Origin of the sequence: Paraburkholderia podalyriae (assembly GCF_014397785.1) — a bacterium.
GTDB classification, from domain to species: domain Bacteria; phylum Pseudomonadota; class Gammaproteobacteria; order Burkholderiales; family Burkholderiaceae; genus Paraburkholderia; species Paraburkholderia podalyriae.
This window is the reverse complement of the sequence record NZ_VZQQ01000024.1, coordinates 1-14,312: the sequence shown is the minus strand read 5'-3', so window position 1 is coordinate 14,312 and position 14,312 is coordinate 1. Positions and strand designations below refer to the sequence as shown.

Below are 14,312 nucleotides of genomic sequence, written 5' to 3'. Positions count from 1 at the left end.
CCACTACGGACGATCCAGCAGGGGACGTTACGTTTGCGTCGTCGCAGATAACGGCGGCGGGTCAAAGGCGATGTTCTTTTTTCGACACCGAAACGGAAAATGGTGCATTTTCCCACCCGGTCCAGAGAGACCTGCCATGCGCATCGCTGAAGTTTCGTATGCCCGGACTGACGGTGTAACTAAACGTTAGGCCGAACGCTCGGAGCATGCTCGGCGCCACCGACGATGCGCCAGTGACTTTCTTCGTGTGCTGGGGGTGAGCGTCGTTGATGGCGATCAGTTTTTCCACGTCCTGATTCGTGGTTGCGTGGCCGGTTCGCTGCGATCATCGAACGCGTGCCGGCCGGGAACCGGTGAATGCGTGTATCCGCGCCACGCGTGGCTACGCGGCGTGCAATGGAAAGTACGTGTGGACGTTTAGCATACCGAGGTGATTATGGCATCCAGAAATCCTGCTCACGAGCTGCCCAGATCCGCGTCGATCCGGCCTGCCGGGCGGGAGGCCGGTGATAGTAAGTGCGACGCGAGGAACGAGAGTTTCGATGATCAGCGACAGACGGAAGATCGTCCACGTTCTTACCAGTGGTCGATGCCCACACGGGTCGACGCGCAGGCGGAGCCTGCCGGATCGGTCGGGGAGCTCTGCGTCGTCGCTACGATCGTCAATCTGCGCGAGATCGAGCAGGTGTATGGCGAGACGACTGCACTTGGCGTACGGCATGCCGTCTATGAGCGGGCCCGGGCGCTCTCACGATCAGGAAGGGCTACCGTTGCAACAACCGGTGCGCATATCGTTTTTATCTTCGACCTGTCCTGGCTGTCCTGCAAGGGCAACGCGTCGGAGCAGTTATGCGGGCCCCTTATCGAGCACCGGGTTGTCAAGGTACTTGGCGCGCACGCCGTCCCACTGGGAGACGCGGCCATCATGCCTGTGGTACGCGCGTCAGCGATGCGCTCCGGGTATCAACCATTTCAGGATTTCATCGATGCGGCAAACCTGGCGACTGCGGGCCATCACTGGTGTGAGCGGTACAGGGCAGATATGGTGGTAGCCGCTGCCGTTTTCGCGGCGCTGGAGGAGAAAAGGCTCGATTTCGATCGGGAACCCGTTTGCGCCGCCGGCGATTCGCAGGATGTAACGTACTACGAGGTACTGCTTTGCGAGATAAGGAACGGCCAGCGCATCCGTATCGGTAGTCTCGTGGGGGCCATTGAGCGCCTGGGGATGGTGAGGCGGCTCGACGAATGGGTCGTCGACTCGACGATCGCCGCATTGCGCCGCAATCCTGCGCTGCGACTCGGCTGTAATGTGTCCGGGCATAGCGCCACACTCGATGCGTGGTGGACACCGATCGTCTCCCAGTTGCATGCAGACAGACGCCTTGCTTCGAGGCTGACGATCGAGATCACGGAAACAGCCGCATTGACGTCGACGACAGAGGTACGGAACTTCGTCAGGACGCTCCAGGCTCTCGGCTGCCAGATCGCACTGGATGACCTGGGCAAAGGCCACAACAATCTGATCGCCCTGATCGGGCTTGGCGTCAATATCGTCAAGATCGACCTGCGTTGCCTGAGACAGGAAGGCGGCACCCGAAGTCCCCCGGGTCTGCGCCCGCTTATCGAGTTCGCGAAGACTTACGCGGCGAGCGTCATCGTCGAAGGCATCGAGACTGAAGACGACGCGCAACAGGCGCGGGAGTGCGGGGCGACCTGCCTTCAGGGCTATCTCTATTCAGGTCCCTCCGCGCCAGACATCGTTGCGGAACATTGACGAAACGGGCTTTCATGAAAGTGGGCGCGATATTGAACATGATCGAGCTGGAGACGTTTGCCGCGGTGGTCGAACATCGCAGTTTCACGCAGGCGGCGGTCGCGCTGAATATCTCCTCTGCTGCAGCGACCCGCCGCGTCAAGCGGCTCGAACAGTCGATCGGGGCGCTGCTCCTGATCCGCGAACCGACGGTGATGCCGACGAAAGCGGGCGAAGACGTGTTTCGTCATTTCATGACGGTCCGGCTTCAGGAGGATGACCTGCTGCGGCGTGTCACGCCGGGGAGGGCGGCGACAACAGCGCTTGCCCTTGCCGTCAATGCCGATTCGCTTGCCACCTGGTTTGAGCCGGTCACGCGTGAGCTGGCGCAACACCATGTGGCGCTTGAGATCGTCGTGGACGATCAGGATCATACGCTCGAGGCGCTGGCGCGCGGCGACGTCAAAGGCTTTCTGTCCACGCAACCGGAACCGGTGGTCGATCGTTTCGTGGCGGAGCCGGTCGGACAGATGCGCTATCAGTGTGTCGCCACACCCGGATTCGCCCGCGAGCATTTCGCCGGGGGCCTGACCTTGCCGGGCGTGCTCGCGGCCACCGCCATCCTGTTTGACCGGAAGGATGCCCTGCACGATGTGTTTTTCGGGTTGCATTTCGGGGTGACGGTCGGCCGGTACCCCAGACACTATTTTCCTTCGCCGGCGGCGTTGCTCAATGCGATCCTGGACGAGCTCGGTTACGGGCTGGTCCCCGCCATGCAGGCGGAGCCGCTGATCAGTGGCGGCAAACTGCTGGCGCTCGCCCCCGGGCACGACCTGATGATCGATCTTTACTGGCATCACTGGGAGCAGGAGCCCGAGCCGCTCGCGGCGATCAGTGAACTGGTCATGGCAGCGGCGCGGCGGAGCCTGGTTCAGCCGGCGCGAAGGGACGCGCGCGCCAGTTGACGGAGCGTTGCGATTCGCCGACGCGATGCTTGCCGCCGACTCTTCCGGTCGTCGTGATCACGCCGCTCATCGCCGGCATTTTTTAGGAGGCAGTAGACGCGATCAGGATGGTCGCAGCGCTGCCTGCGACTCGCGTGATCCAGGCAGTGATCGCGTCACTGTGAAAATTGCGACCGCCCGCTACGGTGTGGGCCTCGGCGCGGCGGGCTTGTCGACCGTTTCCGTGCACGAACGGTCTTTCGAACGACTATCGGCATTGGTCGCAGTGTCACTGACGCGTGCTGCACAATCATGGCTCGGCAGAGCGGAGAAGCCCATGCGAGTCGTCTGTTCGCCGTCATGGATGTGGCGGCATTCCTTCGTCGAACAGCGGTTGCGGGCCATCCTCCGCAGCGATGGCCATCGGACGCCCGACTGTCGTCTGCCGGCCGCCTGTCCAGCGTCCGAGCCGGTACAGCGCGCCGAAGGCGAAGGAGGGCGGTTGCATTCCGGCACCGAAAACAGCTTCGCTACCGCGCCGTGCGCTGTCCGCGAGCCATGACGGTCGGCGCACTGGGCGTGCCGTTCTCTATGACGACACTGCGAGGACTGCCGAATTGCCGCTGAGCGCAGTGCAGTAATCGCGGAGCGCGCATTCGATAAGTTGCGCGCTCCGATCACGCGCGCCCCCGCCGTGATGTGTCTATGCCTTATGCAGTCGACCTGAAGAAGGCGGTGCTGCCGACTCCAACTGACCTGGCAGATGCGATCCGCGCGGTCCGCAGCTGCAACTGAACGCAAAAAACACAGGAGATAACACAATGCATGAAGTCACTATTCCGAATGGGCCAATCAGCGGTCGAAGTCGATCTGAAGGCATGGCACAAGCGACCAACTAAGGCAGACGAGTTCCTCGATCCAGAACAAGTCGCACTCGACTTGCCGCGAAACATAAAACCTCGACCCAACTCGGGTTACCGTGCTGATCCACGACGACATTCTCGACTTCGGTAATCGGTTGGCTTCTCGATTGCCTGAAAAGCTTTGCCTCGTTCGGACTCGGCAGTCTGCTTTGAATTTCTGTATGCGTTCTCTCCTGCACTGTCATGTCGTAAAGCCGTAGAGAAGCCGAAAGAGACTGTTTCCGATTGTAGGTGTCGCCGATGCCGGGGAACCGATCGGCAGGAATGTAATTCGCAGCCAATAGCAAGGGAAGCCCACCGGCGAAGCTCAATACTTCGATAAGTGCGAGCTTGTCGCTCGAGGGTACGCCCAGCAACTTGCCGATGCGTCCGTCAGCCTTAACCAGCTCATTGCGAACTGTCTGACGCTCTTCCACGACGCCCATTCCATCTAGCGTATGGGAAAACCTGCTTTCTCTCGCGAGGTCGTAGGGGTAAGGGCTGAGATCAACGAAACTTCCCAAGCCGCGCTCCGTGCGGACGTAGCCATCCGCCTGCAACTGCGTTAGAGCACGGCGAATTGTTCCTCGGCCCACATCGAACCGCGACGCCAGCTCTGATTCGGGAGGCAGAGAGGCGCCCGGTTGCAGTGATCCGTTTGCAATGTCGGCCTTGAGCGCCCCCATTACGCGCTCCCAAGCCGTGCTTTTCATCCCGTCAGACATTCAGGCTTCCTCTTTCCTAGAGTAGTCACGTAACTGTAACTGATTCACTGTATCTTGTTCGAACAAGTTCATGGCGGTGTTGCTGTTGGTATCGGGCGTTCGTTGAAATGAGCGGCGTAGCTTGTCTCAAGTTCTCGAATGCCCAAGCCCAGCCTACCCGGCGTATTGCGGGTAACGGCACAACGACGCTGGGGACGGCGCTCGTGGCGCCCTTGGCCGATAAGTTCGTACGACCGGGGCCGAAGTCTTCATCGCCGACGTAGCGGGCTTGCGGCGTGATCGCGCGATGAGAGCGAATGAGTGTTGACAGCACCGCACTCGCTCCAGATAGCTTGCATCGGTCGGTGTGTCACAAGAACTAAAGCTGTACAAGTCTATTGGTCAAAAAAAAATTGGAGTTGGAAATATGCGCGTGGTAATTGTCGGTGCGGGGATTGTCGGTGCGAGCCTAGCTTATCACCTCTCCAAGGGGGGGGCGAAGGTACATATCTTTGAAGCTCAGCGCCCGGGTAATGGGACCTCTCTCGCAACGTTTTCATACCTGAATGCAGTGCGCTTCGGTGGCGATTATGGCCGCCTGCGAGTTCAGGCGGTTGACTACTGGCATCAGTTGAGCTCGGAGCTGCAAGCTGAGCAGTTCGTACACTGCGACGGCAGCGTCTATTACATCGACAACGACGAAGACGTGCGCTTGATGGAGGAGCACGTCGCCGAATCTTCGGCAGTGGGACTCTCGTTCGAACGGATGCGTGCGGCTACTTTTGTCAAAGATTTCGAGCCGAACCTCATCTTCCCGGAGGCGGGTTTTCCGGTTTATCGAATGCCCGGCGAAGGATGGCTCGAGTCGGTGCCGATGATCGGACGCCTTCTGCTTTGCGCGGAGCTTGCAGGCACTACAGTGTCCAGCGGCGTGAAGATTACCCGTATCGAACAAACCGCCTCGGGATACAAAGTCGCCGGCAATGAAATCGAGGTCGAAGCGGACCGAGTGATCCTCTGTGGTGGACCGGGCACCGCCGCCGTGCTGGAGATATTGGGAGCGAAACTGCCTGTTCAGACCCGTTCAGGCGTGACTGTTGTAACCAAGCCGCTGCCGATCGGCCTTAAACACGTCGTGTACGCGGGCAAGGTCCACTTCAAGCCGGATGGCGGTGGACGCCTCGTGGCAGGTCGCACTGATTATCGGCCGGTTCATCCTGGCGTCGACGCGGCGCAGGAAGCTGGACGGGAAACTGCGGCGCTTGTCCAACCCTGGCTTCGCCATTTCGGTCAAAGCGAAATTGAAGCTGTACGCGTTGGAGTGCGCCCGATCCCGGCGGACGGCGTGCCGGCGGTTGGCGAGCTTGCTGGTCACCCCGGCGTATCAGTTGCGGTCATGCACAGCGGAGTCTCATTGTCTGGCCTGATTGGACGGGAGCACGCGAATGAGATTCTGACGGGCCGGCTTTCGGAGCTTCTTCACGCATATCGTCCGGATCGTTTTCTCGAAGCTCACAAGACGCGCGATGACTTCGCGCCTTGGGCGCCCGGCGATCTGATTAGCGGTGGTAGCGACGCGCCGAGCAGCACTGGCTCCCATCGCTGAGACTGAAATCAATTCGGCCATCGTCGCGATGGCCGACGATTCGATTTGGAAACGTTATGAAGCCGTCATCGATTGAATTGCAAGCCGTCCATCATAGCTACGCCAAAGGCAGGAACGTCCTGCAAGGCGTCGACCTTAAGCTTGATGGAAAAGGATTTGTCGCGTTAATTGGACCGTCCGGAGCGGGCAAGTCGACCGTCCTGAGGCTGCTGAATGGTCTGGTGAGACCGACGTCAGGAAATGTATTAGTCAACGGATCGAATGTAGTCGCCGCACGTGGCTCGGAGTTGCGAAAAATCCGTCGTAACATCGGAATGATTTTTCAGACGTTCAATCTTGTGAAGCGGATGACAGCGCTGGAGAACGTTCTTGTTGGGCGTCTTGGCTATCAGTCGACATTGCGGACCATGTTAGGCAGATATCGGCCGGACGACATCGAGTTCGCGTTCAATCTGCTGGAGCGCGTGGGTCTCGCTGACTGTGCTCGTCAGCGCGCGGATACATTGTCCGGCGGCCAGCAGCAAAGGATAGCGATAGCGAGAGCGCTCGCGCAACGCCCGCAACTGATCCTTGCAGACGAACCAATCTCCGCTCTGGATCCCAAAAGCGCGACATTGGTGATGGAGACGCTTCAGTCAATCGCTGTTCGAGACGGGATCTCTGTTATCGCGAGTCTTCATTCCGTCTCCGCGGTGCGCGACTTTACGTCTTTTGCAGTTGGCCTGAATAAAGGTCGAGTTGTCTTCAGCGTTCCGGTTACACAAATGGGACGTTCCGAAGTATCAAGCCTCTACGATATCGACGAATCGTAGCCGTCTATCACAAAGGTATGCCGACTATGACCATTTCACGACGCTCCGCCCTTGCCATGATCGGCGCGGGTCTCATTTCTAGCCCGCTTTGGGCAGCCTCGCCGATCGGATGGCCGAAGCAGTTACGCTATGCCATCGTCCCGAATGAAGGTGACAATGCAATTGCAGGGTATGCGCGTCTACTCAAGCACGTCGAGAAAAAGCTCGGAATTCCGGTCGTCTCCTATCCAGTGAATGACGTTCCTGCAGTTATCGTTGCGTTAGCCAACGGACAGGTAGACGTAGCAAGAATCGGAGGTGAATCCTATGTCATCGCACGGCGGCAGGGAAACGTAGACGCTTTGGCAACTGAAGAAACCAGCGAAGGAACCGGGTATTACGGTGGTCTCTGGGTCAGATCCGATTCCGGTATCCATTCGGTCGCCCAAACTCGTGGAAAATGCCTCGCTTTCAACGGTCCGAATTCGACGAGCGGATACCTTGCTCCGATGAATTACTTCATGAAGGATCTGAAAGTCGATCCGGACAAATTTTTTTCGCGGATTGTCTTCGCTGGCGGCGCAGTTCCGGCTGTTCTCGCGTTGGTGAACAAGCAGGTCGACGTTTGCGCGGCATCGTTTCCTTACGAGGCGCTCGCGGTGAAGCAAGGACTCGTCAAACAAGACGAACTCATGGCCATCTGGAAGTCCCCTTTGATCCCGAACCCTGCCTATGTAGTTCGGGGCGATTTTCCTAAGGACTTTAGACGAGCATTTTTGAGCGCGCTCACTTCGTATCAGGATGAGGTGGGCCTCGCGGCACTACCGGGGGGCGTGAAGCGGATTGTTGCAACGTCCGACAGCGAATACGACTTCGTTCGGCAACTCGAGCAGATCAAGACTGAGCTTCAGACCAGGGCGAAATCGTGAACGTACGCCTATTCAAAAGTCCGGCGTTTGCCCCCGGAAAAAAGAGTCGTAGTGCGGTTGGGTCTGGCAAGCGCAACTGGCTCTACCTGATCGCCATGGTGGTAGTCCTATGCTGGTCCTACGGCGACGCTGGCATAAGCCCGTCGCATCTCTTCGAAGGCTTAGGGAATGCCTGGCGTTACGTGGCTGGATCCGCCGATCGGCCACAGTCAGGATTTTTTCCACCAAGTACGGCGCGAATCGGCGACTATCTGGCGCAAATGGTCGTAACGATAAAAATGGCAATCTGGGGAACTACGCTTTCTATTCCCTTCGCACTGCTGCTGGCTTTTTGTGGTGCCCGCAATGTTGTCGGGTCAGGAGTCGTCTACTGGGTTTCACGTCGGGTGCTCGATCTGCTCAGATCGCTGAACGAACTGGTGATAGCGCTGATCTTCGTCGCCGCCGTAGGTCTTGGGCCATTCAGCGGTGTCATGGCACTTGCGGTAGGTGGGATCGGATCGCTTGGCAAACTCCTGAGCGAGGCGGTTGAGGCAATAGATATGGGGCAAGTTGAAGCTGTGAAATCGACGGGCGCGAATCCCCTGCCCATTATTATGAAAGCCTTCGTGCCCCAGATCCTTCCCGCTTTCGTTTCATTTGTTCTCTACCGGTTCGAAGCGAACGTGCGGGCGGCCACTATTCTGGGCGTCGTGGGCGCTGGAGGAATTGGCTATTTTCTCCAGGAGTCGATGCAAGTATTCGACAACCGCAGTGTTTCAACGATTCTCATCATCATCGTCCTGACTGTTGTGGTCATCGACAATGTATCCGCGGTCATCCGTCACCGAATCGACTAGCCGCACGTTCACCCATTGCAGTCGTGCATCGATGCGTCTGTCTGAATTCGAAGGAGCATATGCATCTATGTCGCACGTTTTGCGTATGTCCTGATCAACAAGCAATCACCTGAAGTGCTGGGGATTGCTCGAAGCTCGCTCACAAGACGCCTCCCGTTCAGTCTTCCGGTTGGCAAGCTCGAGGCGCGTGAGATCTCCGGTCTCTACGAAAGTGTGGAACCTTGGATATTTGACTCTTTATAGGAGCAGCAGAATGACACTGACAAGACGATCAATCCTGGCGTTGATGGGAACAAGTCTGTTAACGGGTACAGTGCGGGCGGCACAACCTAGTGCTTGGCCCAAACAGCTACGTTACGCAATTGTGCCCAACGAAGGAGGTGGGGCCCAAGCCGCGTATACCCGGCTCCTCAAGCACCTGGAAGCAAGAATGGGGATCCCCGTTGTTTCTTACCGCGTAAGCGATGTCGCCTCCGTGATCGTTGCGTTGACCAACGGTCAGGTTGACGCAGCCCGAATTGGGGGGGAAGCGTATGTGATAGCGAGACGGCTGGGCAATGTGGACGCCGTCGCCGTGGAAAAAACGCATGAGGGGACCGGATATCTGGGTGGCTTGTGGGTCCGTGCGGATGCCGGCATGTCCTCCATTAGCATGACCAAAGGGAGACGGCTCGCGTTCAGCGAGCCAAACTCTACGAGCGGCTACCTCGCGCCCATGGCCTACTTTCTCGATGATCTCAAGGTCGATCCAAAACGCTTCTTCTCTGAAGTCATATTTGCGGGCGGAGCCATTCCTGCCGCACTTGCCCTTAGTAACAGGCAAGTCGACGTTGCTGCCGTCTCCTTCCCCTACGTCGGCCTCGCGGTCACGCAAGGCATGATCGGGAAGGGTGAACTGGTTCCCGTCTGGAAATCCAATCCTATTCCCAATCCCGCCTACGTCGTTCGGGGCGCTCTTCCAGCGGACTTCCGGAAGGCGTACCAGGATGCGTTGATCACCTTCCAGGATCCTGAAGGCCTGGCGGAGCTGCCGGGAGGTGTCGAGCGCATCGTCACGGCTTCAGACAGCAATTACGACTACGTCCGGCAACTTGAACATGTCAAGCAGGAGCTCGACCTCAAGGAACGACAGTGACAAAGCATTCCTGCGATCTGCTCAGGCTCTCTACGTCGGACAGTTCCTCCATGTCTGTAATGGGCCCGCGCAAATGGATCTCTATGACGGTGACCATTGCGGCACTTGTCTGGTCCTACCACGATGCCGGTGTGAACCCCGGACACTGGCCGACGGCCTCGGCAGCGCCCGGGCAATATGTTATCGGCTCGTCTGATCTGCCGTGACGCTGCGTTCCATGAATAAACAGTTCGGAGCATTGCCCGCAACACACGTGAATTCATTTTTTTACCTGATTAATATGTAGTACTAATTGGTGACAGAAAGATGGAAAAGTTACTTCGCTACGCACTCCCGCTCGCACTGCTCGGTGTCGCCAGCGCCTCGGACGCGCAAAGTTCGGTTACGCTGTATGGACTGGTCGACGCCGGCCTCGTCTACACCAACAACTCCGGTGGTCACAGCAATTACCAGCTGGGTAACGGCCTCCTGTCTGGCTCACGTTGGGGACTTCTCGGCTCGGAGGATCTTGGCAGCGGACTCAAGGCAATCTTCACCCTCGAAAACGGCTTCAATCCGTCGAATGGGAAGTTCGGCCAGAATGGTCGTGAATTTGGTCGTCAGGCGTTCGTCGGTTTATCGGACAGCCGCTTCGGCACAGTCACCCTAGGACGTCAATACCAGAGTAACTTCCTTGGTCTTGATGCGCTGGTCCAGGGGTCACTGGCGACGCACCCGTACGATAACGACAACCTCGGCGCGTCGATCCGCCTTAACAATTCTGTCAAATATCAGAGCGCCAACTACGGCGGTTTCCGGTTCGGCGGACTTTATGGCTTCTCGAACGCCGCGGGAAGCTTCGCTGACAGCCGCGCGTACGACGTCAGCGCGTCGTATGCGAACGGAGGGTTAACTCTTGCGTCCAGCTACCTGCAAATAAATAACGTTGGCTCGACGACTAACACAAGCGGTACAGTGGTAGCCGGCGATTCCCCGTTTTACGCAGCGCGTCAGCGCACATGGGGCGCAGGCGCCCGGTACACGTTCGACACGTCCACCGTTGGCTTTGTGTTTACGCAAACACAACTCAGCAACGCCACCGCTATCGGATCTGGTTATGCTGGCACTTCAAGCAATCTACCCCTAAAAGGAAATGCACGCTTCACAAACTATGAGTTAAACGGCAGCTACCGGTTTACACCGGCGTTGACTCTGTTGGGCGCGTACACCTATACAGACTCGCACCTCAACGGCGAACGCCCGAAGTACCAGCAGATTACCTGTCAGGCGGGCTACGCATTATCAAAACGCACCGTTTTGATAATGCAAGCAGCATACGAGCATGTCAGCAACTCAGGGAAGTCAGGCGTCACGGCTGACATCTCTGGCGTAAGCAGCTCTTCGACGAGTTCTCAGTTTGTTACCGAATTTGGTATACACCACACTTTCTAACTGGTCCCTACCGAGAACCGGGATAGGCCTATCGCGTCGGTACATACAGGCTATCAGGGCCGCTGCTGGCAGCTTGGCTAGATATTCGCGGGCACAGGTGAGGATCGATTAGCTTCACGTATAGCACGGTAAAAACTGGATTTCTTACTGGCGTCGGTGCGCTGCACAATTCTCTCTGAATGAACGCTTGGATTGACTTATTGAACGGAATGATCATGACCGACATCACAACCATTACATCGACAATTACCGCGTCCTTCCTCGCCTCGACGGTCGAGGTGGTGGAAGCCTTCACCATCGTGCTAGCCGTTGGAGTTACCCAAAGTTGGCGGTCGGCCCTCATCGGCACCGGCGTCGCCTTTACTGTACTTGCCGCGCTCGTGTTTTTTATTGGTCCCCTGCTGACACTGATCCCGTTGCAACTGCTTCAATATGTCATCGGCATCTTACTGATGCTGTTTGGCATGCGCTGGCTGAGGAAGGCGGTGCTTCGGGCTTCAGGCCATCTCGCACTTCACGACGAGGAAAAAGCTTTCGCCAAAGAGACCGAAACGCTTGCGAGGCGGAGTGACGACAAACGCGCCAGCTACCTTGCCGGGATCGCAGCATTCAAGGCTGTGCTGCTCGAGGGCGTTGAAGTGGTTTTCATCGTAATTGCAGTCGGTGCAGCCCGTGGAGCGACACTCTACGCCGCGCTAGGTGCTGTGGCCGCATTCGTCGCAGTGCTATTGATCGGACTCATGGTTCATAAGCCGCTATCGCGAGTACCGGAAAACACTCTGAAATTTATTGTTGGTCTGATGCTGACCAGTTTCGGAATCTTCTGGACAGGTGAGGGATTCGGCGCGGAGTGGCCGGGGGCTGATCTGATGTTAATCGGCATTTTCATTGTACTCGCTGTCTTTTCGTTGTCCACCGTGCGCTGGCTGCGCGGCACCCACTACCTTGCCTAAGGAACCATCGAAATGAACGTAATTCGCATCGGGCTTGCTGAACTTGTTGGTATGTTCGTTGACGACGGCATGCTGGCATTTTTCACCGTCCTTCTTATCGGCGCCGTTACCATTTTGGTAAAGTTCGCGGGCGTTTCGGGCGTAGTCGGTGGCGCGCTGCTTTTCATCGGTACGATCGTCGTCCTTGCTGAGAGCGTGATGCGCGCTTCCAGGCGATGACCTGAGTTTTGTTGTTTGGAAGTCGGGTATGACTTCAGTGGACTGATTAATTGCTAGCCGCCGCGCTGAGGCTAGACGGGGATTGGCATGGAGCAAGGGCCGCGCGAGCGTTAGCTTGGACAGTTCCTTTCCAGCGTGGTGGCCAGCATGAAATACGATAGCGCTGTACTTGTGAGTGGATGTCACAAGGAGTCGATCACGGTCGCGTACGCAAGCCGCACGGGGAGCCATTCGGACTCTGTTATGGAATCCAAAATGATACTGGCGGCGAGATGGCTAGGCAGCAGGTCGTCGCGGCTAATCTTCAATGAGTTATTTTGCTCGAATATCGCCGCCAATCGGGGAATTGATGCCGCTGGAAAGGAACACTGGAGTTCGTCCATGAATGAACGGCCGCCTGATACGAACATGTTGTCGGTAGTTGTGCCTCTTTCGCTGGGGCAGGCCGCACTCTGGGGAGCGTTGTATTACGCGTTCGCAGTTATCCTGGAGCCGATGTGCAGAGAACTACGATGGAGCACGACGGCAGCAACAGCGGTATTTTCTGCTTCGCTGCTCATTTCAGGCTTAGCTGCCGTACCGATTGGCCGGGCGGCCGATCGGTACGGGGCGCGGTCATTTCTGGTCCTGGGCGCGCTTCTATCGGCCCTTGCCCTCGCGCTCTGGAGTCGAACCAGTAACTTCGTCGTTTTTTCTGCACTGTGGGGATGTCTTGGGATTACCTCAGTTGCAGCACTACAAACGTCAAATGTGGTATTTGCCCAGCACTTCCCCACCGAAATGAAAAGGGCAGTCGTCACATCGAGTCTGTTTACGGGCCTCTCCGCCGCGATTTTTGTCCCCCTCTGCCAGTTTCTCGTCTGCCACGAAGGATGGCGCGGTGCCGTTGTCGTGCTTGCATTGATCTGCATCGTATGTGCGGTCAGTTTCGCAGTCGTCGTGCCCCGAGGCAAAGGGACGCTTGAATCGACACTGACTCTGAAAAAGTCGGAACCGAAATCCCTTCAGAATTCGAACTCTCTTCGTAAAATTCTCTTCAGTGCTCGGTTTTGGGGAGTTGCCATTGGTCTGGCTTGTAATGGTGCTATATCGACGTCTTTAGCAGTCCACATCGTTGGAATTCTGAACGACAAGCGATACAGTTCAGCTCAGATTTCGATCGTTGTGGCGCTGGTTGGGCCCGCCCAGATCGCGGTACGTGCGTTGTTAGCAATGAAAGGAGAAAGTTTGACCACCGCCTTTTGGGGGCGAGTGGCTCTCGGCCTTCAGATAGTGGCGTTGACGGCGCTCTGGTTATGTCGCCCGGGGTCGCCAGCGACGGTCCTTGTGTATCTGTTTGCCATCTGCAATGGGGTGGTCGGCGGTCTCACCTTGGTCGTCGCAGCGCTGATCACATCGGAGTTGTTTGGAACGGCCAACTACGGGACAGTGCAGGGCGTCCTGAAGATGGTTTCCGCCTTTGCGCGCTCAGTGGGTCCTGTTCTGTTCGCCTTAGCGGCACTCGCAATGAAGACAGATGGTGCCGCGATACCGGTGCTTGTCGGACTGGCTGTTGTCTCATTCGTCGCATTCTCGGCGGTGATCCGAGGGTGAGAGAAACGGATTGCGCGTTGAGACTGTGTGTTCTTTTGCGATGGCGCGAGTGTTAGCGGCAATGCAGGATTCAGGCGAGGTATTAAATCGGAGCAGGTAGTTGATCCGTTGCGGCCGTCGAAACGGCTCCTTCCCCAACCTCCATTCTGGAAAATTGAAGATGTCTGAACATGGTCTGAACAAAGATTCAGCAACACTTTCGCCACGAGTCGCCATTGTGGGCGCCACAGGCGCCGTGGGTGGCGAGTTGATACGCTGTCTTGAGGCCCGCAACTTTCCTCTACGCGAGCTCAAGCTGCTTGCCTCACCGAGGTCCGCAGGAAAGCGACTACAGTTTCGCGGTGAAATGCTACCAGTGCATGAGCTGACGTCCACCAGTCTTCTCGCTTGTGATTACCCACTTCTTTCGCGAATCCTGGTAACCTGGCTTGCATCACGATGAACGCGCGAGAAGAATGGCCGGGAGACGACAGGTAGAAGATCGGGCGTGGTTTGAGCAGGAGCTTGAAGGAA

Annotated in this window: 16 protein-coding genes; 12 read left to right on the top strand and 4 right to left on the bottom strand. The window is 57.3% G+C overall.

Features of this window, described 5'->3' with window-relative positions; translation table 11 throughout:
* Positions 1-61 precede the first annotated feature (61 nt).
* The gene (locus F6X42_RS25060) at positions 62-289 is read right to left on the bottom strand and encodes a hypothetical protein (RefSeq protein WP_187636776.1); all 228 of its coding nucleotides are present in this window, start codon (positions 287-289) and stop codon (positions 62-64) included.
* A 300-nt stretch (positions 290-589) separates the two neighbouring features.
* Here F6X42_RS25060 and F6X42_RS25055 point away from each other — a divergent pair, with 300 nt between their 5' ends.
* On the top strand, positions 590-1,774 hold the full coding sequence (locus F6X42_RS25055; protein WP_187636775.1) for an EAL domain-containing protein: 1,185 nt from the start codon (positions 590-592) through the stop codon (positions 1,772-1,774).
* A 14-nt stretch (positions 1,775-1,788) separates the two neighbouring features.
* Entirely contained in the window at positions 1,789-2,718 is a 930-nt protein-coding gene (locus F6X42_RS25050; RefSeq protein WP_187636774.1) for an HTH-type transcriptional regulator ArgP, read from the top strand.
* 337 nt (positions 2,719-3,055) lie between these two features.
* Here the strand turns inward: F6X42_RS25050 and F6X42_RS25045 are convergent, their stop codons facing one another.
* Together F6X42_RS25045 and F6X42_RS25040 are read right to left on the bottom strand one after the other, a co-directional pair.
* Positions 3,056-3,205 carry a hypothetical protein gene (locus F6X42_RS25045; protein ID WP_187636773.1) on the bottom strand — a complete coding sequence of 50 codons (150 nt, stop codon included), beginning with the start codon at positions 3,203-3,205 and terminating at the stop codon, positions 3,056-3,058.
* Between the two features lie 387 nt (positions 3,206-3,592).
* Positions 3,593-4,324, bottom strand: a complete 732-nt coding sequence (locus F6X42_RS25040; protein ID WP_187636772.1) for a GntR family transcriptional regulator — start codon at positions 4,322-4,324, stop codon at positions 3,593-3,595.
* 406 nt (positions 4,325-4,730) lie between these two features.
* Here F6X42_RS25040 and F6X42_RS25035 point away from each other — a divergent pair, with 406 nt between their 5' ends.
* The 8 genes from F6X42_RS25035 to F6X42_RS25000 all read left to right on the top strand — a co-directional run bounded on the left by F6X42_RS25035 (position 4,731) and on the right by F6X42_RS25000 (position 12,206).
* The gene (locus F6X42_RS25035) at positions 4,731-5,909 is read left to right on the top strand and encodes an NAD(P)/FAD-dependent oxidoreductase (protein WP_187636771.1); all 1,179 of its coding nucleotides are present in this window, start codon (positions 4,731-4,733) and stop codon (positions 5,907-5,909) included.
* Between the two features lie 56 nt (positions 5,910-5,965).
* Complete coding sequence (gene phnC / locus F6X42_RS25030) at positions 5,966-6,721, top strand: phosphonate ABC transporter ATP-binding protein (RefSeq protein WP_187636770.1); 756 nt, start codon at positions 5,966-5,968, stop codon at positions 6,719-6,721.
* 26 nt (positions 6,722-6,747) lie between these two features.
* Positions 6,748-7,629: a phosphate/phosphite/phosphonate ABC transporter substrate-binding protein gene (locus F6X42_RS25025; protein ID WP_187636769.1), complete on the top strand. Its 882-nt coding sequence runs from the start codon at positions 6,748-6,750 to the stop codon at positions 7,627-7,629.
* A complete protein-coding gene (phnE, locus tag F6X42_RS25020; RefSeq protein WP_187636768.1) occupies positions 7,626-8,468 on the top strand; it encodes a phosphonate ABC transporter, permease protein PhnE in 843 nt (280 codons plus the stop codon). The genes F6X42_RS25025 and phnE overlap by 4 nt, the downstream gene beginning before the upstream one ends.
* A gap of 253 nt (positions 8,469-8,721) precedes the next feature.
* Positions 8,722-9,603 (top strand): phosphate/phosphite/phosphonate ABC transporter substrate-binding protein, encoded by an 882-nt coding sequence (locus tag F6X42_RS25015; RefSeq protein WP_187636767.1) that lies wholly within the window; start codon positions 8,722-8,724, stop codon positions 9,601-9,603.
* A 306-nt stretch (positions 9,604-9,909) separates the two neighbouring features.
* The gene (locus F6X42_RS25010) at positions 9,910-11,034 is read left to right on the top strand and encodes a porin (RefSeq protein ID WP_187636766.1); all 1,125 of its coding nucleotides are present in this window, start codon (positions 9,910-9,912) and stop codon (positions 11,032-11,034) included.
* A gap of 215 nt (positions 11,035-11,249) precedes the next feature.
* On the top strand, positions 11,250-11,987 hold the full coding sequence (locus tag F6X42_RS25005; protein ID WP_187636765.1) for a COG4280 domain-containing protein: 738 nt from the start codon (positions 11,250-11,252) through the stop codon (positions 11,985-11,987).
* 12 nt (positions 11,988-11,999) lie between these two features.
* Complete coding sequence (locus F6X42_RS25000) at positions 12,000-12,206, top strand: hypothetical protein (protein ID WP_187636764.1); 207 nt, start codon at positions 12,000-12,002, stop codon at positions 12,204-12,206.
* Positions 12,207-12,388: 182 nt separating this feature from the next.
* Here F6X42_RS25000 and F6X42_RS24995 read toward each other — a convergent pair whose 3' ends face one another.
* A complete protein-coding gene (locus F6X42_RS24995) occupies positions 12,389-12,589 on the bottom strand; it encodes a hypothetical protein (protein WP_187636763.1) in 201 nt (66 codons plus the stop codon).
* Here F6X42_RS24995 and F6X42_RS24990 point away from each other — a divergent pair.
* Entirely contained in the window at positions 12,588-13,799 is a 1,212-nt protein-coding gene (locus F6X42_RS24990) for an MFS transporter (RefSeq protein WP_187636762.1), read from the top strand. The genes F6X42_RS24995 and F6X42_RS24990 overlap by 2 nt on opposite strands.
* A 160-nt stretch (positions 13,800-13,959) precedes the next feature.
* A complete protein-coding gene (locus F6X42_RS24985) occupies positions 13,960-14,241 on the top strand; it encodes a hypothetical protein (protein ID WP_187636761.1) in 282 nt (93 codons plus the stop codon).
* Positions 14,242-14,312 lie beyond the last annotated feature (71 nt).